The 22,564-nt window shown below is 59.5% G+C and carries 20 protein-coding genes; 16 read left to right on the forward strand and 4 right to left on the reverse strand.

The window, feature by feature from the left end:
- Positions 1–2: 2 nt before the first annotated feature.
- From QZ383_RS10830 to QZ383_RS10840, 3 genes are read right to left on the reverse strand one after another with little or no spacing between them, the layout of a single operon-like run.
- Positions 3–1,259 carry a glycoside hydrolase family 57 protein gene (locus QZ383_RS10830; RefSeq protein ID WP_291445384.1) on the reverse strand — a complete coding sequence of 419 codons (1,257 nt, stop codon included), beginning with the start codon at positions 1,257–1,259 and terminating at the stop codon, positions 3–5.
- A complete protein-coding gene (locus QZ383_RS10835) occupies positions 1,259–2,608 on the reverse strand; it encodes a glycosyltransferase family 4 protein (protein ID WP_291445385.1) in 1,350 nt (449 codons plus the stop codon). Before QZ383_RS10835 ends, QZ383_RS10830 begins: the two co-directional genes overlap by 1 nt.
- A 10-nt stretch (positions 2,609–2,618) precedes the next feature.
- Positions 2,619–4,787 (reverse strand): amylo-alpha-1,6-glucosidase, encoded by a 2,169-nt coding sequence (locus QZ383_RS10840; protein ID WP_291445386.1) that lies wholly within the window; start codon positions 4,785–4,787, stop codon positions 2,619–2,621.
- A 643-nt stretch (positions 4,788–5,430) separates the two neighbouring features.
- Here QZ383_RS10840 and QZ383_RS10845 point away from each other — a divergent pair.
- The 16 genes from QZ383_RS10845 to dapA all read left to right on the forward strand — a co-directional run bounded on the left by QZ383_RS10845 (position 5,431) and on the right by dapA (position 21,650).
- Positions 5,431–6,552: a branched-chain amino acid ABC transporter substrate-binding protein gene (locus tag QZ383_RS10845; protein WP_291445387.1), complete on the forward strand. Its 1,122-nt coding sequence runs from the start codon at positions 5,431–5,433 to the stop codon at positions 6,550–6,552.
- 157 nt (positions 6,553–6,709) lie between these two features.
- Entirely contained in the window at positions 6,710–7,615 is a 906-nt protein-coding gene (locus QZ383_RS10850; RefSeq protein ID WP_291445388.1) for a branched-chain amino acid ABC transporter permease, read from the forward strand.
- Positions 7,612–8,583, forward strand: a complete 972-nt coding sequence (locus QZ383_RS10855) for a branched-chain amino acid ABC transporter permease (protein WP_291445390.1) — start codon at positions 7,612–7,614, stop codon at positions 8,581–8,583. Before QZ383_RS10850 ends, QZ383_RS10855 begins: the two co-directional genes overlap by 4 nt.
- On the forward strand, positions 8,580–9,350 hold the full coding sequence (locus QZ383_RS10860; RefSeq protein ID WP_291445392.1) for an ABC transporter ATP-binding protein: 771 nt from the start codon (positions 8,580–8,582) through the stop codon (positions 9,348–9,350). Before QZ383_RS10855 ends, QZ383_RS10860 begins: the two co-directional genes overlap by 4 nt.
- A 3-nt stretch (positions 9,351–9,353) precedes the next feature.
- Positions 9,354–10,064 (forward strand): ABC transporter ATP-binding protein, encoded by a 711-nt coding sequence (locus QZ383_RS10865; RefSeq protein ID WP_291445393.1) that lies wholly within the window; start codon positions 9,354–9,356, stop codon positions 10,062–10,064.
- Positions 10,065–10,256: 192 nt separating this feature from the next.
- Positions 10,257–10,523 (forward strand): PxxKW family cysteine-rich protein, encoded by a 267-nt coding sequence (locus QZ383_RS10870; RefSeq protein ID WP_291445394.1) that lies wholly within the window; start codon positions 10,257–10,259, stop codon positions 10,521–10,523.
- A 159-nt stretch (positions 10,524–10,682) separates the two neighbouring features.
- Positions 10,683–11,924, forward strand: a complete 1,242-nt coding sequence (locus tag QZ383_RS10875; protein WP_291445395.1) for a M20 family metallo-hydrolase — start codon at positions 10,683–10,685, stop codon at positions 11,922–11,924.
- On the forward strand, positions 11,917–13,863 hold the full coding sequence (gene mnmG, locus QZ383_RS10880; RefSeq protein ID WP_291445397.1) for a tRNA uridine-5-carboxymethylaminomethyl(34) synthesis enzyme MnmG: 1,947 nt from the start codon (positions 11,917–11,919) through the stop codon (positions 13,861–13,863). The genes QZ383_RS10875 and mnmG overlap by 8 nt, the downstream gene beginning before the upstream one ends.
- Before the next feature lie 37 nt (positions 13,864–13,900).
- Positions 13,901–14,833, forward strand: coding sequence for a hypothetical protein (locus QZ383_RS10885; protein ID WP_291445398.1), 933 nt, complete (start codon positions 13,901–13,903; stop codon positions 14,831–14,833).
- Between the two features lie 140 nt (positions 14,834–14,973).
- Entirely contained in the window at positions 14,974–15,843 is an 870-nt protein-coding gene (locus QZ383_RS10890) for a hemolysin family protein (protein ID WP_291445400.1), read from the forward strand.
- Positions 15,840–17,450, forward strand: a complete 1,611-nt coding sequence (gene lnt / locus QZ383_RS10895) for an apolipoprotein N-acyltransferase (RefSeq protein WP_291445401.1) — start codon at positions 15,840–15,842, stop codon at positions 17,448–17,450. The genes QZ383_RS10890 and lnt overlap by 4 nt, the downstream gene beginning before the upstream one ends.
- Positions 17,451–17,558: 108 nt before the next feature.
- Positions 17,559–18,672 (forward strand): peptide chain release factor 2 gene (prfB, locus tag QZ383_RS10900; RefSeq protein WP_291445402.1). Its coding sequence is split into 2 segments (ribosomal slippage): positions 17,559–17,633 and positions 17,635–18,672, totalling 1,113 coding nucleotides; the frame shifts between segments, so codons are not numbered across the junction.
- A complete protein-coding gene (locus tag QZ383_RS10905) occupies positions 18,656–19,453 on the forward strand; it encodes a diguanylate cyclase (RefSeq protein WP_291445403.1) in 798 nt (265 codons plus the stop codon). The genes prfB and QZ383_RS10905 overlap by 17 nt, the downstream gene beginning before the upstream one ends.
- Complete coding sequence (locus QZ383_RS10910; RefSeq protein ID WP_022659462.1) at positions 19,453–20,265, forward strand: MinD/ParA family protein; 813 nt, start codon at positions 19,453–19,455, stop codon at positions 20,263–20,265. Before QZ383_RS10905 ends, QZ383_RS10910 begins: the two co-directional genes overlap by 1 nt.
- 114 nt (positions 20,266–20,379) lie before the next feature.
- Positions 20,380–20,655: an HU family DNA-binding protein gene (locus QZ383_RS10915; RefSeq protein WP_022659461.1), complete on the forward strand. Its 276-nt coding sequence runs from the start codon at positions 20,380–20,382 to the stop codon at positions 20,653–20,655.
- Positions 20,656–20,771: 116 nt separating this feature from the next.
- Positions 20,772–21,650: a 4-hydroxy-tetrahydrodipicolinate synthase gene (gene dapA, locus QZ383_RS10920; RefSeq protein ID WP_291445406.1), complete on the forward strand. Its 879-nt coding sequence runs from the start codon at positions 20,772–20,774 to the stop codon at positions 21,648–21,650.
- Positions 21,651–21,733: 83 nt separating this feature from the next.
- Here the strand turns inward: dapA and phoU are convergent, their stop codons facing one another.
- Positions 21,734–22,549, reverse strand: coding sequence for a phosphate signaling complex protein PhoU (gene phoU / locus QZ383_RS10925; RefSeq protein WP_291445407.1), 816 nt, complete (start codon positions 22,547–22,549; stop codon positions 21,734–21,736).
- Positions 22,550–22,564 lie beyond the last annotated feature (15 nt).

Consider the following 22,564-nt stretch of genomic DNA (forward strand, 5'->3'; position numbering starts at 1 on the left):
GCTTAAACGGACGCATCAGTGACGGAACGGACATTGCTCTTGCGTGCCCTGCGGGGCTTGTGCTCTTTACCTGCCAGTTCTGCGGCTTCAAGCCGCAGCTCAAAATCTGCCAGTACGTTCATATAGGTGATGTACGCATCATAGGGGCTGTCAAAGGGGCTGGGCCTGTCCTGCTGTGGACCGGAAAACCACTTGGTGGACATGTGCCGGAAATGGTCGGCGGTTTGCAGGCGCTCGTAGTCGTGCAGCAGCATCTTGTCGCCGCAGGCGCTCACCCGGGCGGCAAGGCTGTAAAGCGTGTGGATAGCGTCTTTCTGCATGTCGTTGCCGAGCCACGAGGTCAGGTCGTGGCCGCTTTCTTCCCACGATACGAACTGGGGCACGTCCACCTCTCCGGCTGGGGTGCGCTTTCCGACAATGGATCCGGGCGTGGCAAACCTGAAGCGGCTGTCGCGCAGCAGGGCCTCGGGCAGAGCCGACATAAAATCGAAGATGCCCGAATCCTGCCCATGACGCAGGCCGAATATATGAAAGTCATTGTAAATATTGATCACATCAGCTTTGTCGCCCAAGCTGTGGCACCACGAGGCGAACTTGTCGGCAGTGAGCGGCCAGTCGCTCCACCCCCTGTCGCCAAAGCGCAGCCCCATGTCGTCAGAAAGGGCCGTGTTGCGCAGCAAAAGATTCATCTTGGGGCCAGAAACCGGGCGGTACACCCAGTTGGGGCTGCGCCAGCCAAGCACCTGGTCCGCACCCTCGGCCAGCGCGGTTTTAAAGCCAAGCTGTTGCAAGGCGGCGGCAAGGTCATTGTTAAACACGCATTCCGTATGCATGAAGGTCGTGGGCTTTTTGCCAAACAGTTTTTTGATGCGCGCGCTCTGCGCCTTGACCTGCCTGTCAAATTCCACGCGGGAATACAGAAAGGCCAGCGAATGCGCCGAAGTTTCGGCGACAAATTCCACGCAGCCCGTAGCCGCGAGGGCGCACAGGCTTTCTGTCACTTCAGGGGCGTACTGCTCAAAAAGATCCAGGGCGGTGCCCGAAACGCACAGCGACACCGCAAACGCGCCTTCATGGCGGCGCACAAGCCTGAGCAGCATTTCTGTGGCTGGCAAATAGCACAGACGCGCCGCGCGCAGCATGGTTTCGCAGTTGCGGTCATCATCTTCGTAAACGGAGCTCTGCCCCATGTCGAAAACCGTGTAGCGGCGGAACTGGTACGGCTCATGTATATTGAAACACAGGCATAGCGCAGGCATCAGTGACCTCCAAGGACATCCCGGTAAATGGTCAGCAATTGGTCAGCGGCATTTTCCCATCGGATGGATTTCATTTCTTCGCGGCAGTTTTTCACCAACTCTGCGGCAAGGCAGGGATAACGCAGCACGGCGCAGATTTTGTCGGCCATGTCGCGTGTATCCCAGAAGTCGGCCTTGAGGGCGTGTTCCAGCACTTCTGAAACGCCCGACTGACGCGAGAGCAGCACTGGCACATCGTACAGCATGGCCTCCAGCGGCGTTATGCCGAAAGGCTCGGAGACTGAAGGCATGACGTAAAGATCGCTGAGGGCAAACATGCGGTCCACATCTTCGCCGCGCAAAAATCCGGCAAAATGGAAGCGCCGCCCCATGCGCAACTGCCCTGCCCTGCGGATCAACGCTGGCAGCATGTCGCCGCTGCCAGCCATGAAAAAGCGGACATTGGGAATTTTTTGCAGCACAAGACGGGCCGCTTCCATGAAGTATTCCGGCCCTTTCTGGAATGTCACGCGGCCGAGGAATAACACGCGCTTTTCATGCCGTATGCGTTGCGGCACAAGGTAGCAGCGCCCGGCTTCATGCCGCGCAACGGCATTGTGCACTACCACCACCTTTTCGGGCGCTACGCCGTAGCGTTCAATGACGGTTTTTCGGGTCAGGCGGCTTACGGCTACGACCACATCGGCGGCGTTCAGCCCGGCGCGTTCTATGCCCGCCACCTGTTCGTTGATGTTCAGGCCGCTGCGGTCGTATTCCGTGGCGTGGATGTGCGCCACAAGCGGCTTGCCGGTCAGCGCCCTGGCCATCATGCCCGCAGGATAGGTCATCCAGTCGTGCACGTGGATGACGTCAAACCGTTCCTGCACGGCAATGGCCCCGGCCAGACGACTGTAACGCTGCACCTCGGCCATGAGGTCAGGCCCATAACCGCCATGCAGTTCAAACGTGATCTCGCCTTTGCAGTCGGCATGGCCCGCATGCGGCGCAAAGGCGTGCGTACTGGCCGCATTGCCTGGCTCATGCCGCAGGTTTTCCAACGCTTCGGCATAGCCCTGCGGCGTGAGGTAGGGAACAAGCGGGCTTTCCACCGGCAGGCAGCGGATGCTGCTGGCCCAGAGTTCATGCCCGGCCTGCGTCATGCTTTCCGCAAGTTGGGCCGCAACCGGAGTGCCGGAGGCCCCCCGCAGACGCACAAAGCCGTTCTGCCCAATACCTCCTTCCACGCGGGGCAGTACAAAGATGATCTCCGCCCCTTTTTTCGCCAGAGCCTGGGTCATGCCAAAGCATGCCGTTCCCAGTCCTCCACTGATGTGGGGCGGAAATTCCCAGCCAAACATAAGCACTCGCATGGCTAAACCCTTATTCTTCACTACCGGGCGCAGACACGCCCAGAGTCATGGTTGCCCTGCATACGCCGGTTTTGTCGCCGGATGCGGGATGGGCCAGACAATGCGCCACCCTTTGCTCCCATTGGGCGTAAACATCCGGCGCGGCCTTTTGCAGATTCTTGAGCATGCGCAGGCACTCGGCCACGCTCCAGGCCTGGGCGGTGCAACCGCCGGGATTGTAGGGCGGGGAGCCGTCAAAAACTTCAGAAATGCTGCCAAGCCCGGCTTCGCAGAGATGCTGGCAAAACAGGGGCGTAACCATATCAAGCACGCCCAGAACAGCGCCGTCCATATCCCAGGCCGTGTGCAGCAGCGCATCCGCATAATGGCCCAGCAGCCAGGGCCAGACAGTGCCCTGATGGTAGGCGGCATCACGGCTCTCGCCATTGCCTTCGTACCTGCCTTTGTAAGCGGCGGCGTCAGGGGCAAGGGTGCGCAGGCCAAAGGGCGTGAGCAGCCTGTTTCGCACACATTCCACAACCTGCGGCTGAAAATCGTCTGCAAGCACCGCATGCGGCAGGGAAACGGCAAATATCTGATTGGGACGCACGCTTCGGTCAAGCTGCCCATTGCGCCACACATCACCCAGATAGCCGCCCGCCTCGGTTGTCCAGAAGCGGCGCAAAAACGCATCGCGCATGGCGGCGCGCTGGCGCTCGCCCGTGAGCAGCGGCTCCTGAAATGCGGCGGCAAGGCTGTCTGCAAAGGCAAGGGTGTTATACCAGAGGGCGTTGATTTCCACGGGGCAACCGTGCCGGGGAGTGACCGGGCAGCCGTTTACCTGGGCATCCATCCAGGTGAGCTGAGTGTGGGCGTCGCCCGCATGCAGCAGGCCCTCGGCATCCACAAAGATGCCCATGCCCGGCCCCTTGCGGTAGCCCTTGATGATGGCTTTCAAAGCATCCCAGGCATGTTGCCTCGCCCAGGCCAGGCCATCGGGAACGACGGCAAGTGCCTGTTGCAGGGCAAAGGCATACCACAGGGATGCGTCTACTGTGTTGTAGGCATGCCCGCCCGATTCCGAAAACATGTTTGGCACAAGGCCATTGCGGATATGCCGCCCCACCTCGGCCAGAACGCGCAGGCCAAATTCTTCGCGTCCAGCATAAAAAGTCAGGCCCGGCAGGCTGATGAGCGTGTCGCGCCCCCAGTCGTCAAACCAGGGATACCCGGCAATCACGGAGGCTCGGCCCGAAGGCGTCGTGATGCAGAACTGGCCGCCAACCTGCGCCAGTTGCCCTGCAAGGCCGCCGCCCGCAAGGTGGGCATCTGTGCGGGCGCGGCTCTCCGTCTCCCACAGGGCGCGCAGGTTTTCGCCGCAGGCTTCCGTGCCAGCCGCCACATACACGTAGCCGCCCTGCGGCAGCGGTGGCAGAGCTATTTCAAGCGTACCTGGCATGAAAAGGTCTTCACTGTCGTCAAAACCGCGCTCGCGCTCTTCAAAATATTCCACATTGCGGCACCAGTCCGGCTCGGCCAGAAAACTGGCGGCAGCGTGAGGCCCGCACTTTTCGCTGGTCGCCGCGCTCTCGGCATTTACAGCCTTCGCGCAAGCCTTGCCGGAATCCCCGGCGGCCTGAATATACATGGGTGGCAAGCTTTCATACGGACGGATGGAAAAACCACCGGGCACGGCAACGATATCTGTCCGCAGGGCCGGGTTAGCCCGCGTGAGCGCATGAATATTGCGGTAAGCAAGCAAGGGCTTGATGCGCAGAGTGAGCGGAGGGATATCCTCCGGCCCGCGCAGTTCATAGCGCACCAACAGCAGGCTTTTATCCCGCGCGAGCAGTACCTCGCGGTTCAGGCTGACTTCGCCCACCCGATAGGTGCTTTGGGGCCACTGATCGAGCTGAAAGGCTTCAAGATACTCGTGCCCGTTGGGATAAAGCGTGCCGGGATGCTGACGGGTGGAGAAAAAGAATTCCCTGCCGCCGCCGCACACCGATTCCTCAAAGGCAGAAAGCAGCACATGACGACCGTACGGGGTGTTGACCACAAGCAGGCCGTGATATTTGCGCGTGTTGCAGCACAAAATGCTGCTGCCGGAGCAGTCGCCATTTTCGTTGGTGAGCAGCCACTCCCGGTGCAGCGCCCTGCGTGTATTTTGGCAAGCTGCCTTGTCAAAGCTGAACCGCATACGGCCTCCTTGGCGCCCATATGGAGCGCGACGGCGAATGCTGCGGAAAGACGAAGGGCGCAATCGCCGCCTGACCGCCAGACGATGCTGGGCGGCCCAAGTTGCGGCAATGCTTGCGGAAGGGGTACGGCGGAAAGGGCGCAGAGAGAAACTGAAACAGCCGAACCTCTGACCGCGAAAACCGCAACAGAAAAACATTTAAGAAAATAAAGGCGTTCTCTGTTTTTACAGCTTTACCTTATCCCATTATTTTTTGGCTGTCGAGCGCGCGCTACTTTTGTTTTCAGGTTTATCGCCTTAACGATGCGCCAAACACGACATATCTGTTAGTTGGCTAATAATACATGAAGAATTTGACCAATCTGAAGTAATCATGTGAGCATCACGTTACAATCACGCAATTTATCGTGACGGCCTGAACAGGCTCACAATGCTTTGCTGATAAACCCGTCGCAAGTACTCATAGCTGATTACAACTGCCGCGCAAGGCCGGATGGTTATAACGCAGCCCTGCGACCCTTGCTGGATTGCGTCTGCTTGCGCCAATGCGCGGCCCGACGATACTGGGGGCTTTTTCTTTCTTCATTTTTAGGGTACGCTTGTTCGTTGCTCATAATATTTGCATACCTGACGGGGGTAGTTCATGAAAGCACTTGGTCGTTGGCTTGGGGCTCTGGCCCTTACCCTGCTCGTGCCCGTTGCGGCGCTGGCTGGTGACATCAAGGTTGGCCTTATGTGCCCGCTTACGGGCAAATGGGCCTCCGAAGGCCTGGATATGAAGAACATCGTTACCCTGCTGGTTGACGATGTGAATGCCAAGGGCGGCATCAAGGGCCGCAAGATTCAGCTGGTTGTCGAAGACGACGCGGGCGACCCGCGCACTGCCGCTCTGGCCGCGCAGAAGCTTGCTTCCGCCGGTGTTGTGGCCGTTATCGGCACCTACGGCTCCGCCGTGACCGAGGCCAGCCAGAGCATTCTGGACGAGGCGGAACTGGTGCAGATCGGCACAGGCTCCACCAGCGTGCGCCTTACGGAAAAGGGCTTGAAACTCTTTTTCCGCACCTGCCCGCGTGACGACGCGCAGGGCAAATCCGCCGCCGAAGCCATCAAGAAGGGCGGCTACAAAGCCGTGGCCCTGCTGCACGACAATTCTTCGTATGCCAAGGGCCTGGCGGAAGAGACCAAGGCAGTGCTTGAAAAAGACGGTACAAAAGTGGTGTTTTACGATGCTCTTACCCCCGGAGAGCGCGACTACACCGCCATTCTGACCAAGCTTAAGGCTGCCAATCCCGACCTCGTGTTCTTTACCGGTTACTACCCTGAAACCGGCATGCTGTTGCGGCAGAAAAGAGAAATGGGCTGGAACGTTCCCATGATGGGCGGCGATGCCGCTAACCATCAGGATCTGGTCAAGATCGCCGGTAACGAAGCCGCTACGGGCTATTTCTTCATCAGCCCGCCGCTGCCGCAGGATATGGACACGCCTGAAGCCAAGGAATTCCTCAAGGCCTTCAAGGCCAAGTACAATACCGTGCCTGTTTCCGTGTGGGCCGTGCTGGCTGGCGATGCTTTCAAGGTTATCGAAGGCGCGCTTGAAGCTGGCAAGGATACTCCCAAGGAAATGGCCGCATGGCTCAAGGAACTCAAGGGTATGCCCGGTCTTTCCGGCAACCTTGGTTTTGACGCCAAGGGCGACCGCGTGGGCGAGTTCTACCGCACCTACAAGGTTGACGCCACGGGCAACTTCGTTTTGCAGCCCAAGTAATGCGGTGCGGTCATAAGCCGCGCCCATGATGCACAGATACACGCCTGGGGCATAAATACCCCGGCGAAAAGCGCAATCCCCTCGAGGACGCGTTCATTACGGCGGGCGACCGGTATCCCGGTCGCCCGCCAAATGCCGAGTACCAACGCCGAACATTATGGAACAATTTCTCCAACAGCTTTTGAACGGCCTGGCCGTGGGCGGCATCTATGCGCTTGTGGCGCTGGGCTACACCATGGTGTATGGCGTGCTCAAGCTCATCAACTTTGCCCACGGCGACCTGTTTACCATTGGCGCCTATCTGGGGCTTACCCTGCTTGTCAGCTGCAATATGGCGGGCGCGCTCAATCCCTTTTTGGCTGTAGCCGCCGTTTTTGTCATGGTGGCCCTGCTTGTGGCGATTATTGGCTTTTTGCTTGAGCGCACGGCATATCGCCCGCTGCGCAACGCCAACCGCCTCTCGGCTGTGGTTTCCGCCCTTGGCGCATCCATATTTTTCCAAAACGCGGTCATGCTGATCTACGGCGCGCGCTTTTACGTTTACCCCGACTATCTGCGCCCCAACTTTACGGTGAGGATGCTTGGCCTTGAAGTGCCCGGCGTGCGCCTGCTGGTTATCGCGGCCAGCGTTGTGCTGATGCTCGGCCTCTGGGCCTTTATCCAGCGCACCCGCACAGGCGCGGCCATTCGTGCCGTGGCCATCGACCCCGGCGCTGCGCAGCTTATGGGCATCAATGTTGACCGCATCATCTCGCTAGTCTTTCTTATCGGCCCCGGCCTTGGCGGCGCGGCGGGTCTGATGGTGGGCATCTATTACGGGCAGATCGACTTTACGATGGGCTGGTCTTACGGCCTCAAGGCCTTTACAGCCGCCATCCTGGGCGGCATCGGCAACATCCCCGGCGCCATGCTGGGCGGGCTTTTGCTCGGCGTTATCGAAGCCCTGGCCGCAGGTTACATAGCCATTGCCTGGAAGGATGCCATCGCCTTTCTGGTGCTCATTCTCATTCTGATTATCCGACCCACTGGCATTCTGGGCGAGCGCACGGCGGACAAACTATGAAAAAACTTCCGTGCAATTTTGCCGTGTATGCGGCTGCGGGCCTTTTTTTGTGCGCTCTGCCGCTCTTTTGCAATGCCTACTGGCTTGACGTGTGCGTGAGCATTGGCCTCTACGCCCTGCTGGCCCTTTCGCTCAATGTTATTCTGGGGCAGGCGGGCATATTCCACATGGGGCACGCCGCCTTTTTTGCGGTGGGCGCATACACCACCGCCATTCTCAACACTGTCTGCCACTGGCCCGTGCTGTGGGTCATGCCGCTCTCCGGCGCGGCGGCGGCTATTTTCGCCCTTATTGTGGCCCGCCCCATCATCCACCTGCGCGGCGACTATCTGCTGATCGTCACCATCGGCATTGTGGAAATAGTGCGCATTGCGCTTATTAACGATGTTTTCGGCCTCACGGGCGGCGCCAACGGCATTTTCGGCATCAGTCGCCCCATGTTTTTTGGCTTCAAGATCGTCAAAAGCATGCAGTTCTATTTTCTGGTCTGGGGCATGGTGGGCGTGAGCCTGCTGCTGTTCTACGGCCTGTGGCATTCCCGCTTTGGCCGCGCGCTGAACTTCATCAAGGAAGACGACGTGGCAGCGGAAGGCTGCGGGGTCAACGTCACCCATTACAAGCTGGCGGCCTTTGTACTGGGCGCTTTCTGGGCTGGCATGGCTGGCACGCTCTATGCCGCAAAAATGACGACCATTGCTCCGGAATCGTTCAACTTTATGGAATCAGTGATCATCTTTGCGGTGGTCATACTTTCCGGCGGCAGCCAGCTTGGCGTGCTTATCAGCGCTTTTCTGTTCATTGGCCTGCCCGAAGTGCTGCGCGAATTTTCCAATGCGCGCATGCTTATCTTCGGCCTTGCCATGATGGTCATGATGGTCTGGCGGCCCCAGGGACTGCTGCCCCCGAGGCAGCGGCGCTACAAGGTGGATGCGCCGCCAATGGCCGCCAGTGACGGGAGGCCCGCATGACCCTGCTGCGCCTTGAAGAAATGAGCAAGATGTTCGGCGGCCTGATTGCCCTGAACGATCTTACCTTTGACGTGGACGCTGGCAGCATTGTAGGCCTTATCGGCCCCAACGGCGCTGGCAAGACCACGGTATTCAACTGCATAACCGGCAACTATACGCCGGAGTCGGGCCGCATCTTTTTTGACGGCAAATCCATTGCCGGACTGCGCCCGCACAAGGTGGTAGAACTGGGCATCGCCCGCACGTTCCAGACCATCCGCCTCTTCGGTCGCCTTTCTGTGCTGGAGAACGTGCTGGCCGGACGGCACTGCCGCATGAAATCCGGCCTGATATCATGCATGCTGCACACGCCGTGTCAACGCAAGGAAGAAAGAGCCGCCGTTGCCCGCTGCATGGAAGAGCTGGAATTTGTGGGTCTTGCCGATCGCTATACCGAGGGCGCAGGCGGCCTTTCTTACGGCAACCAGCGTTTGCTTGAGGTAGCCCGCGCCCTGGCCTCCGACCCGCGCCTCGTGATTCTGGACGAACCCGCAGGCGGCATGAACGATCAGGAGACCGCCGCGCTGGTGCACACCATCCGGGCCATCCGCGACAGGGGTATTACCGTGCTGCTCATCGAGCACGACATGCGCCTGGTGATGAAAATTTGCGAAAAACTGGTGGTGCTGGAACACGGCACCATGATTGCCCAGGGCAAGCCCGAAGACGTGCGGCAGGATCCCGCCGTCATCGAGGCCTATCTGGGCGCAGACGACGAAAAGTGGTAAGCCATGTCCCTGTTGCAATTGTCTAATGTGCGCGTGCGCTACGGCAGTGTTGAAGTGCTGCACGGCATCGACCTGAGAGTGGACGAAGGCGAAATCGTCACCATTCTCGGGGCCAACGGTGCGGGCAAAAGCACCACCTTGCTGTCCATCAGCGGGCTGGTGCGCCCCTTTGAAGGCGAAATCCTTTTTGAAGGACAAAACCTGCTGCGCCTGCCGAGCCACAAGGTCGTGGGCCTTGGCATTGCCCAGTCGCCCGAAGGGCGGCGCGTTTTCGGCATTATGAGCGTGCTGGAAAATCTGCGCCTCGGGGCATTCTGCATCGAAGACAAAGCCCGCCGCGAGCGCACGCTGGAATGGATTTTTGATCTTTTTCCGCGTTTGCACGAACGCAAGGATCAGCTCGCGGGTACGCTTTCCGGCGGTGAACAGCAAATGCTCGCCATAGGCCGTGCCCTCATGGCCGAGCCGCGCCTTCTGCTGCTGGATGAACCTTCGCTGGGCCTTGCTCCGCTGCTGGTACGCTCCATCTTTGAAACCGTGCGGGCCATCAACAAGAAAGGCGTGACGGTGCTGCTGGTGGAACAAAACGCCCGTGCGGCGCTGAAGCTTGCCACGCGCGGCTATGTGCTTGAAGTGGGCAGCGTTGTCATGGAAGACCGCGCCGAGAACCTCCTTGCCAATGCCAGCGTGCGCGAGGCATATCTGGGTGGCTAGGCCAGACGGAACGGCTGCTTTTTTACAAGCGTCCGCAATAGTGCGAGGTTTCCGCGTCGCAACCCGGCTGAAAATTTTTTCACTTCTTTTACTTGACAGAAAATTGCTTTCAACTATATTTTTCCATTCCAACGCGGCGGCATTCCGCCGTTATTTTAGCAATACGGCGCTGCTGCGCATGGAGGTTTTGCTATGACCCCTCTGGAAAAAGCCACCAAAACCGCTGAAGGCGTGGTGGTCAACGGTTTTGTTCTTTCCCCGGTGGTTGAACAGTGTTCTGGCTGCGACCGCTTGCGCGAATTTGAAGGCGAACAGTTCTGCTCCAGCTACCCTGTCCCTGCCAAGAAATGGTCTGCTGGGCGCTGCAACTTTGCCACGCACGTGAAGGCCTCTGTTGCCGCTGCCGCAAAGGTCAACCCTTTGAAGGCGTCCAAGCGCGCCGCCAAGGGTGGCCGCTAGGCCAACCAGGCTTACATCGGTTCCGACATGCCGCTGGCGGTCAGTTTGCGATTTTATCGCAACAGGCCGGTACAACAACGGTCATGCCGGGGCTGAAGACTTTTTCAAGGGGCTGCGCGAGCAGCCTCTTGCGCGTTGTAACGCCATACGGGAAACCCCATGTTCAAGACACTCGACACCTTGTTGCGCGGGCTGGCCGGGCGGGAAGACCGCGTTGCGGAGCTTCAGGCCGTACTTACGGCATGCCAGGCCCTTGGCCCGGACAACGGCGGCCAGGGCGAAATGGAAAAGGTGCGCTGCATCACCAACTGGCTCAAGGCCTGCGGTGTAACCGCCCTTTCACGCGTTGACGCGCCGGACCCGCGCGTTACCGATGGTCAGCGTCCCAACCTAGTGGCCCGCATCCCCGGCAAAAGCAGCCACACCCTGTGGCTGTTTGGACATACGGACGTGGTGCCCCCGGGCGACCTCACCGCCTGGACCAGCAATCCATGGCAGGTGCGTCGCGAAGGTGATTTTCTGTACGGGCGCGGCGTGGAAGACAACCAGCAGGCCATAGTCAGCATGTTGTTGCTGGCGGAAGAAGTGCTCTCGCAGGGCATTACCCCCGAGCTTTCACTGGGTCTTGTTTTTATGGCTGACGAAGAAACCGGCAGCCTCTACGGCCTGGAGCATCTGCTCAATACTGCCCCGCACTTTTTTAATCCCGACGATCTCTACATCGTGCCGGACGCTGGTTCATCCAAGGGCGATGTCATCGAAATCGCAGAAAAAAGCCAACTCTGGCTCAAGGTGCAAACCACGGGCATCCAGTGCCACGGCTCCACACCGCAAAAGGGACGCAACGCCTTTCTGGCAGGAGCGGACATGGCCCTCTCATGCCATAATGCCCTGCGCTCCGCCTTTGCCGATGCCAATCCCCTGTTTGACCCGCCCTATTCCACCTTTGTGCCGGGCAAGCACGAAGCCAATGTGCCGAACATCAACACCGTTCCCGGCAATGATGTTTTTTACATTGACTGCCGCCTCCTGCCCCATGTGGATATGGACAACGTGCTTGCAAAAATGCGCGAAGTGGCCGCCGAAGTGGCGGAAAAGCACACCGTGCAGATACAGGTGAGCGTGGTGCAGCGGCAGGATGCCACGGCCATACCGCAAACAGGCACCGTCGTTACAGCGCTCAAGGCCGCCATCGCACGCATTTACGGCGTTCAGGCGCAGGCCGTGGGTATAGGCGGGGCAACCGTTGCTGCATTTTTGCGGCAAAAGGGCCTGCCCGCCGCCGTTTGGGGCTGCCTTGAAAACACCTGCCACCAACCGGACGAGCGCTCCTCCATCACCGCTACCATCAAGGATTCGCAGGTGTTTGCCCACATCCTCATGCACGCAGCCCATGTCTGATTCCATATTTGACTGCATTGTCGCCGGCGGCGGGCACGCTGGTAGCGAAGCCGCCGTGGCCCTCGCCCGCATGGGGCACAGTGTGCTGCTCGTCAGCGGCAACCTCGACCGGCTGGGCTACCTCTCGTGCAACCCCGCCATCGGCGGCCTGGCCAAGGGCCATATGGTGCGCGAAATTGACGCCCTTGGCGGCATGATGGGCCTGTGGGCCGATGCCGCGGGCATACAGTTTCGCGTGCTGAACATGAGCAAGGGGCCTGCGGTGCGGGCCACACGCGCCCAGATCGACCGCGAGGCCTACCAGCGCGTGCTCAAAAAAACGCTCTACAACACGCCTGGCCTGCGCATCTGGCAGGATTCCGTGGTGGACGTGACCACTGATGACGGCCGCGTCACGGGTGTGCGCACAGCCCAGGGGCTGACCTTTGCAGCGCGCCACGTGCTGCTGACCACGGGCACCTTTCTGGACGGGCGCATCCACATGGGCCTCACCAATCTGCCCGGCGGCCGCCTGGGCGATGCTCCGGCGCTGGGCCTTTCAAACAGCCTGCGCAGCCTCGGCCTGACCCTCGGCCGTCTGAAAACCGGCACCACGCCCCGCATTCTCAAATCATCCATCGACTATTCGCAGCTTGAGGAACAGCCGGGCGACACGCCGCCTCCGGGCTTCAGCTTTCACGGCCCCGGCCCGGCTCTGGAACAGGTGTCGTGCCATGTGACGTGGACAAACGAACGCGCGCACGAAATCATTCGCAGCGGTTTTGACCGCTCGCCCATGTTCACGGGCGTCATCAAGGGCACTGGCGCGCGCTACTGCCCTTCCATTGAAGACAAGGTGGCCCGTTTCCCCCACCGGGAGCGGCACCAGATTTTTCTGGAGCCGGAGGGCCTCAACAGCGCGGAGGTGTATGCCAACGGCATTCCCACCAGCCTGCCCCTCGATGTGCAGCTCGACATGGTTCACGCCCTCAAAGGGCTGGAAAACGCCGTGGTGCTGCGTCCCGGTTACGCCATTGAATACGACTACGCCAACCCCATCCAGTTGCGGCCCACCCTTGAAACCAAGGCCGTGCCGGGATTGTGGCTTGCGGGGCAGATCAACGGCACGTCCGGCTACGAAGAAGCCGCAGCACAGGGTCTGTGGGCCGCGCTGAACATCTCGTGCGCCATGCGTGGTCTTGCCCCCTTTGTGCCGGGGCGGGATCAGGCCTATATGGCTGTGCTTGTTGATGATCTTGTGACGCTCGGCACTCAGGAACCCTACCGCATGTTCACCTCGCGCGCGGAGCACAGGCTGCTGCTGCGCGAAGACAACGCCGACACGCGGCTGACCCGTATTGGCCGTGAACTTGGCCTTGTGAGTGACGAACAGTGGCGCGCGTTTTGCATAAAACAGGAAGCCGCCGAACGTTTCAGGGAATATCTGGGCAAAAAACGCATACCCGGCCACAAGTTGCCCGAGGATGCGCCCGAGGCCCAGTTGCCTGTGGGCAAGACGCTGGCAGAAGCCCTGAAACGCCCGGATGTTGACCTGGACTCGCTTGAAGCCATGCTGACCGCGACCCAACACGAAGCGCTGGCCGAGACCGGGGCTGATCTGGCTGCTGCCAGAGCTGCGGCCGGAACCGGCGCCTGTGAGAGCGTACAGACAGAAATCAAGTATGAGGGCTATCTGGCGCGGCAGCGCGAACTTATCGCCCGTTCGGCCAAGCTTGAGGCAACGGCCTTGCCCCCGCAACTCGATTATGCCAAAGTAGCTGGGTTATCCCATGAAGTGGTCGAAAAACTGGACAGGGTGCGACCTTGCAGCCTTGGGCAGGCCGGACGAATATCCGGCGTAACCCCTGCGGCGGTTGCATGCCTGGAGGTTCACCTCCACAAACTTGGATTGCTGCGCCCTGAAAAATACCACAATGGCGCTGCTGCATCCCCGCAGTGAGGGATGACGCCACACAACTGTTGACACCGGTGAATCTATGACGGGCACCCAACTCCTTATTGTTGTCGGCATTCTGCTTGCGGCGCTTTGCGCCACGCTCGTCTCGGTCAAAGGCCGGTTGCAGAGCATGCGCCACGCGGCAAAGCGTGCGGAGATCATCCGCCGCATGCTTGAAACCGCGCAGGAACAGAACGAAATATTCGACCTTAATGTTGAGGAACTCCACAACAGCAAGGGGATGGCAGGCACTCTCGCCAAAATCCTTTCCTCGCAGCTTGAGATGGAAGTTCTTTCCTATGTATCGCGCGAGCTTGAAGGCACCCCGGTGGAAGTATTCTTTCGCGCCACCCTGCCCGAAGGCCCTTCCTTTTTCAAATTCCAGGCACAGATTCAGCAGGTAAAGGGCGCGTACGACAAATCGCGCCTTCTCCTTTCCATGCCCAAGGATATAGACGCTGGGCAAAAGCGCCATTTCATCCGCGTTAAACCGCCCAAGGATCTGGTGCGCGTTATCGGCGTGTGGGAGATGGATCCCGCCAAGCCCATGCCCCGCAACACGGCAGAAATTGGCAGGCCCCTGCTGCATTATAAATCCGGCATGGAAAACGAGCTTGTGCAGGTGGCCGACATTTCCGCCACAGGCATGGCCCTGCGCTTTCCCGCTGAATCGCTGGAAGACAAGCCAGTTGACCTCGACAAAGGTTCCCAGTTACTTTGTCTCATCATCTATCAGATGAGCAAGGAAGACCGCGTGGTCACATTCTGGTGCACCTGTGACGTGCTCAATATCCGCATGCAGAAAGAGCCCACCCCGGCCCTGGTTCTGGGAACAGAATTCAGCAACTGGGCGGTTCTGGAACAGGGCAAGGCCGACATCAACTGGTTCCACAGCACCCCCAAAAGCGGTGTTTCGCCCATTACCCAGTGGGTGATGCAGATGGATATCCAGCAGCGCAAGCTGACTGGCTAGATCAAACTATCTTTGAATAACGTGCTGCCTGGGTCGGATTTTGAAATCATCCGCTCAAGGCAGGAAAATTCTGCCGTGGCGGTTGCACCGCAGGCAAACGCGCGCGGCGCGTAGTGAGTACGCCAACCTAGGAGGTTATTTTGGACGGCGGCACGGAAGGTCACAGTACCATCTGGTCGCGCCTGAGCAGACTGTTCGGGCACGACGATCAGGAATCTCTCGAAAAAGCCATTCTGGAAGCACGAGCCGACGGCGAGGTGGAACCCTACGAGGAATCCATGCTCCTTGGCATCCTGCGCTTCAACGATCTTCAGGTGCAGGACACCATGATCCCCCGCACCGATATAGACTGCGTTCCCGATGATATGCCGCTTCAGGAAGTGGCGCGCATCATTGTGCGTTCTGGTCATTCGCGCATTCCCGTATACAAGGACACCCGCGACAACATCGTGGGCATTCTCCACGCCAAGGATGTTCTCAGCAGCCTGCTGGATCAGGGGGAACACGCCCCCGCCGTTTCGCGGGTCATGCGGGAGCCTTTCTTTGTGCCCGAGACCAAGTCCATCCGCACTCTGCTTCAGGAATTTCGCGCCCGCAAGCAGCACATTGCCATTGCGCTTGACGAATACGGCGGCACATCCGGCCTTATCACCATTGAAGACGTGCTGGAAGAAATTGTGGGTGATATTGAAGACGAACACGATGCCCCGCGTCAGGAAGACATCCGCCCCCTCGGCGAAAATGTCTATGAACTCACAGGCCGCGCCCTGCTGGAAGACCTTGAAGATATGGGCGTTGATCTGGATTCGGACGAGGTGGACACCATCGGCGGCTACCTGAGCATGGAGGCTGGGCACGTTCCCGGCCCCGGCGAGCGCTTTACCCTGCGCGGCTGGGCCTTTACCGTGCTCGAAGCTGACAGGAAACTCATTATCCGCCTGCGCATGGAACCTGCTGACCACGCCGCGGCCGCTCCGGCCACGGAAGAGGAAGAAGCGGCAAAAGCATGAAGCTGTTCCGTCCTGAAGCGCCGGGGGCCACGCAGCGCGGCTGGGTTTTGTGCCTTGCTGCCGCACTAGGTCTGTGGCTGGGCTTTCCCAACGATCTTATCAGCTTTCCTCCACTGGTGCTCCTGTGGCCTGTGGCGCTGGCATTGCTTGGCCGGGAGGCCGCAAGCCGCGCCATTGCCTTGCGCATGGGCTGGATCGGCACCATTGCTGGCGGCATGGCCGCGCTCTACTGGCTCACCCTGCCCGTGCACAACGTGGGCGGCCTGCACTGGCTGCTGGCCGTACCCTGCGCGCTGTTCATCGTAACCTGCATTGGTAGTGCTGGCGGCCTGTTTGCCCTGGCGGCCCACATGTTCCGCCACCGGCCCGCCTGGGTGCAGGCCGTGCTGCTTGGCCTCTTGTGGTATCTGCTTGAGGCGGTCTATGCCCTTGCTCTGGGCTTTCCCTGGCTGGACATGGCCGGGGCTTTGTCCCCCTGGCCCATACTGGTGCAGGCTGCGGACACGGTGGGCGGCTACGCCCTTACTGGCCTTTGGAGCATGGCGGCCCTGCTGTGCTGCCTTGCCTTTGCCTGCGGGCCACGGCGCTTCTGCCCCAACCGCGCAAGCCTGATCCCCGGCCTTTTGCTCACGGCGGCCCTGCTGTGCTACGGAGGCTGGCGGCTTTACGCCAACCCGATTGTCACTGAACCCACCGGGCCGGATAGCGTGGATGTGCTTTATGTGGAAGGCAATGTTGACCAGAACCAAAAATGGGTTCCAGCCTTTCAGCGACAAACGGTGGATCTGTATCTGGGCCTGACGTATCAGGGCCTTGCGCAAAAACCCGATGCCCGCCCACTCATCGTGTGGCCGGAAACAGCCATGCCTTTCTTTTTTGAGGTCAATGCCCTGCATGCCCCGCGCATCCGCGAGCTGGCGGCCCGCAGCGGCAGCCCGGTGCTGTTTGGCGCGCCGGGCATCGAGCGCCACCCCGGCAAAAAAGATCCCGATGTTTTCAACCGGGCCTTTTTGCTGAACCCCAAGGGCGATACGGTGGGGTATTACGACAAGGAACATCTGGTTCCCTTTGGCGAATATCTGCCGGAATGGCTCAACTGGGGATTTCTGGAGGCATTGCTGCAAGGGGTTGGCGTGTACCAGACTGGCACCGCTGTCGCCCCGCTGCGGCAGGACAATCTTGCTCTGGGAATGCTCATCTGCTATGAGGGAATATTCCCGTGGCTTGCCCAAAACCGCGTGGCGGATGGGGCGAATATTCTTGTAGATATCAGCAATGACGGCTGGTTTGGCAACACTCCGGCGGCACGGCAGCATCTCTACCTCACTGCCCTGCGGGCCGTCGAGCAGAACCGCTGGATATTGCGCGGCACCAACACTGGCATTTCTGTTGTGGTGGATCCGCGCGCCCGGCTGACCATGCACGGAGGACAGTTCAAGGCTCAGGCCGTCTGGGGCAAGGCGGCGCTTGTAACTGCGCCAAGCCTGTTCCACAGCATTTCGCCCTGGCTTATGCCCGGGGCTGCCCTGGTGTTTCTGGCTCTGCTGCTGCTCGGCCCCGGCGGCAGGTTTGCAAAAAATCGCGACAAAGCCGCCAACTGTTCCTGATTTTTTCGGCCCTGACGCAGTCAGCGCTGCGCGCTGGGGAGGTGTGATCCTCCCGCTTGCGCCCGCTTACGCCTCAGGGCATTCACCTTAACCCCCATAGTATCCACAATGTTGCAACTCAGTGATCTGCGCGCCGCATGCCAGCCCCTTTCCCAACGTTTCGCCACCCTCTGGGGGCGTCTTTGACGTTGCCGCCAGCCAGAAGCGCCTGCAGGACATCGAACACGAAATTTCCCGCCCCGGCGCATGGGACAATCCCGAAGCACTGACCCCTATTTTGCAGGAAAAGCGGCGTCTTGAAGAAGAAATCGAGCGTCTCAGCCGCCTCAAAACCTGCCACGACGACATGAACGAGTGGCTGGCCCTGGCCACTGAAAGCGAAGACCCCGAAGCTCTGGAATCCCTTGATCAGCAGAACCGCGATCTTGCGGCCCTGCTGGACGAAACCGAGCTTGTCATGCTGCTTTCCGGCGAGGAGGACAATCAGGACGCCATCCTGGAAATCCACCCCGGCGCTGGCGGCACAGAGTCGCAGGACTGGGCCGAAATGCTGCTGCGCATGTACACCCGCTGGGCCGCGCGCCACAAGTACACAGTGGAAGAGCTGGACTACCTGCCGGGCGACGAGGCGGGCGTTAAAAGCGTTACCCTGCGCATTGCCGGGCCGCATGCCTTTGGCTTTCTCAAGAGCGAGCGCGGCATCCACCGTCTTATCCGCATTTCGCCTTTTGATTCATCGGGCCGCCGCCACACCTCCTTTGCATCTGTGGACGTGATCCCTGACGTGGGCAACGATATTGAGCTGGACATCAAGGAATCCGACATCCGCGTGGACATTTTCCGCTCCAGCGGCCCCGGCGGGCAAAGCGTCAACACCACGAGTTCGGCCGTGCGCGTGACCCACATTCCCACAGGCGTTACCGCCCAATGCCAGAACGAAAAATCGCAGCACCACAACAAGGATACGGCCATGCGCGTATTGCGCGCCCGCCTGTACAACATAGAGCTGCAAAAACGCGATGCGGAACGGCAGGCGGAATACGCTGGCAAGGACGCCATAGCCTTTGGCAGCCAGATCCGCACGTACACATTGCAGCCTTACAGGCTGGTCAAGGATCACCGCACCGGCTCTGAAGCCGGAGATGTGGAAGGCGTTTTGAACGGTCAGATCGACCAGTTCCAACACGATTACCTGCTGCACCGACATGAGCAACAACGCTGATTTTGACGCCCTTGCCAACGAGCTGCTTGCCTTGCGGCAGGCAGACGGTGCAGCTTCGCGCAACAGCGGCGAATCTGTGCTGGTGGCCCGACTGTTGCCGGGTTTCAACGTTGGCAGGTGGCAGGAATTTTTGCGCTGCTACCCCACGGGGCGCTGGTGCGCCCTGCCAGCAGGCCCCGGCCTTTTGCCGGAACTTGGCGGCGGCCCCAGCAATGCCCCCGGTCACCTTGCCCACCTGCTCATGGCCGAAATGTTTACAGTGCAGATAAACCGCGAGCTGTTGCGCCTTTCCCGTACCGGGGGCGAGTTGGCGTTGATTGAAGCGGTTATTTTGGACAAGGCGCATCTGGACGAGGCCTCGGTGCTGGCGCTGGAAACGCTGCTTGTGGACTGCCTGCGGCAGTGCCGCGAGGAATGCGATACTCTTGGCTGTACCGGCCTTGGGCGCTTTGCCCTGCTCCTGCCCGGCGTCAGCGTGCTGCGCGCACGCCTGATGGCCGAGCAGATACAAAAGATCTTTGCTGTCCGGGCAGCGGAAATTCCCATTGCCAGCAAGGGCAGGCATGCGGCAAAGGCCAATTGCGCCATAGGCATAGCCTGCGCCGATCAGGGGGGCAGACCTACCCCCGAGGCACTGATGGGCAAGGCCGCAGAGGCCACGGACGAGGCACTGGCCCAAAAACACGGGCACATTTGCATAGCGGGTGGTGCAGCCCTTGACGCCAGAACCACTCTTGTACATTCCAGCGAAAAACGATTTCTCTTCTTTGGGGGAAACTGATGGCGAATACGACATTGAGCGTTGCCCTGCTGAGCGGCAAAGGCGGGGTGGGCAAAACAAACATGTCGCTCAATATAGCCTGCGCCCTGCACCAGCAGGGATTTAAAACCCTGTTGATGGACTGCGATCTGGGCCTCGCGAATCTAGACGTGCTGCTGGGCATTACACCCGAAGGCAACCTTCAGACCGCCCTTCTGGGCGAAGCCGATGTATCGGACGTGCTCTGCCAGATTGATGGCGAGGACTTTGCCGTGCTGCCCGCAGCGTCAGGCGTGCCGGAACTGACCGAGCTGCAGCCCGACGCGCGCGACCTGTTGCTCTCCCGGCTGGAACCTGTGCTGCACAAATATGACTTTGTCTTTATGGACATCGGTGCGGGCATTTCCGGAACGGTGCAGACCTTTGCCGCCATGGCCTCGGTGCGCATTGTTGTCATCACGCCCGAGCCAACGTCCCTGACAGACAGCTATGCCCTCATCAAGGTGCTCAACAGCCGTTACGGCCTGCGCGATTTCATGGTGCTGGTCAATCAGGCAACCTCGCAGGCCGAGGCGAAATCTTCATTCGACAAACTTTCCGGCGCGTGCAAACATTTTCTGCACATAGAGCCTGTTTTGCTGGGGCATGTGCGTTCCGACAAAAAATTGCCAGAGGCAGTCTGCCTGCAAAAGCCGCTGATGATGCACTCTCCGGGCAGCCCCGCTGCGCTGGATTTGCAGAATATGGCCTCGCGCTTGCAGCGCATCAGGCTGGGAATGCTTGACTGGCTTGGCTCGCGCAACATTTTGCAGCCTGTTCCGGTTCAGGACTAGATTTTTTGTCAAACTGTTTACCTTGTCTGAGAAAAGGTATAGGGTTGAATTACTAATAAATGTCCGATGTTGTCGCCCTGTCGGGCAAACTTGTAACGCGGTCACGGAGGCATGATGAACAAGAGCGAGCTTATCAAGGCACTGGCCGACGAAACCAACATCCCTCTGGACGACGCGTCGTTGGTGGTCAACACCTTCTTCGACGCAATGAAAAAATCTCTGCTTTCCGGAGAGCGTATTGAAATACGCGGCTTCGGCAGCTTCAAAATCAAGGAGTACGAAGGCTACGCCGGCCGTAATCCTAAAACCGGCGAAAGCGTCGTTGTTGAATCGAAACGCCTGCCTTTTTTCCGAGCGGGCAAGGAATTGAAAGAATTTATCAATCAGTAAGGCTGTAACGCGCTGCCGAACCTGAGGCCCGTGCGGGGCCGCCTGCCTGCGAGGGTCAAACCTTCGCGCGGGCTTTTGTTCGCTTTTTGCTGCGCGCTGACACACAGGAGTCTGTAATGCAATTTTCAGGTGCATTGACCGCGCTTGTAACTCCGTTCAAGAACAACGCTCTGGACGAAGAAGCATACCGCGCATTTATTGAACACCAGATCAGTGAAGGCATTCACGGTCTGGTTCCCTGCGGCACCACGGGCGAATCCGCCACCCTGACCCACGAAGAACACGAAAGGGTCATTGAAATATGCATAGATCAGGTCAAGGGCCGTGTTCCGGTTCTGGCGGGCGCGGGTTCCAACAATACCATGGAAGCCATCCGCCTGACCAAGTTTGCGCAAAAGGCCGGGGCCGACGGCGCACTGCTCATCACGCCCTATTACAACAAGCCCACCCAGGAAGGCCTGTACCAGCACTTCAAGGCCATTGCCCAGGCTGTGGATATGCCCCTGGTGCCCTACAACGTTCCGGGACGCACCGGTTGCAATCTGCTGCCCGCCACTCTGGCCCGTATGGCGCACGACTTCCCCAACATTGTGGGCGTCAAGGAAGCCACCGGCGACCTGATTCAGGGCAGCCGCGTGCTTGAAAGCTGCCCCGAGAACTTCAGCGTTCTCTCCGGCGACGACTTTACCGCTCTGCCCCTCATGGCGCTTGGCGGCAAGGGTGTCATCTCCGTTACCTCCAACATTGTGCCTGGCCGCGTGGCAGCCATGTGCAATGCCTTCAACAAGGGCGACCTCAAGGAAGCGGCGCGCATCCATCATGCGCTCTTTCCCCTGCACGATGCCCTGTTCTTTGAGAGCAATCCCATTCCGGCCAAGACAGCGCTTGCGCTCATGGGCCGCATGGAAGCGGAAATCCGCCTGCCCCTGTGCCCCATGGCCGAAGGCACCAAGCAAAAGCTTATTGAAGTGCTGCGCCAGCAGAACCTCATCTAGCATTGCTGCAGCAAATATGGCAAAGCCCCCGAACCTCGCAGGTTCGGGGGCTTTTGCGTTCAAGCTGCAATAACAATCTGATATCAGGCGCGGTCTTCAGGGCCAGCGGTATCGTCTGCCGCATCGTCCGCGTCCGCATGCATGGCGGAAACAGACGATGCTCCGGACGTGGAGTCAACAATACCGGCTGACTGGACAGCGCCGCCTGTGCGCGCCCCTTCGCCGCGTTCCTCACTCTTGTGTTTCACGCTTTCACCCTGGCTGATAAAGTATACCTGCTCCGCAATGTTGATGGAGCGCCGCCATACGCGCGTGAGCGAGCGGGTCACAAGGATGATATGCATGGCCTGATAGGGATCCAGGCTGGAATCAGGGTCAGAAAGGCTTTCCATAATCTGCTGGATGATGCGCACTTCGCTTTGCACAGCTTCTTCATCGCCGCGCAGCATGTGCAGGGCGTCTTGTGCATTGTTTTCGCGGAACACGCGCACGGCGCGGTCAAAAGCCTCGCTGGCCTTGTAGTACATTTCGCGCACATGGGGGATCACCCCAAAGCCGGGCTTGTCCTGCATCAAAATAGCCTGCTCGGCCATGCTCACCGCCTCGTCGCCAATGCGCTCAAGGTCAACCACCATGCGCAGAGCGCTGACCACAAAGCGCAGATCTCCGGCAACGGGCTGGGTGCGGGCAAGCAGTTGCAGGGCCATCTCGTCAATTTCATTTTCCAGAGCGTCAATGGCGGCATCGTTTTCAATGACCGATGCGGCCCGGCCCGGATCACCAGCCGCCATGGCCTTGCCGGCGTCTTCCAGGGCAATGCCCACGCTGGCGCACATGACCAGCAGCCGGGTGCGCAGTGATACGAGCAGTTGTTGTAAATAATTGGCCTGTTGCTGCATGATCGTTCTCCCGGA

Source organism: Desulfovibrio sp. (assembly GCF_019422935.1).
In the GTDB taxonomy this organism is placed as follows: domain Bacteria; phylum Desulfobacterota; class Desulfovibrionia; order Desulfovibrionales; family Desulfovibrionaceae; genus Desulfovibrio.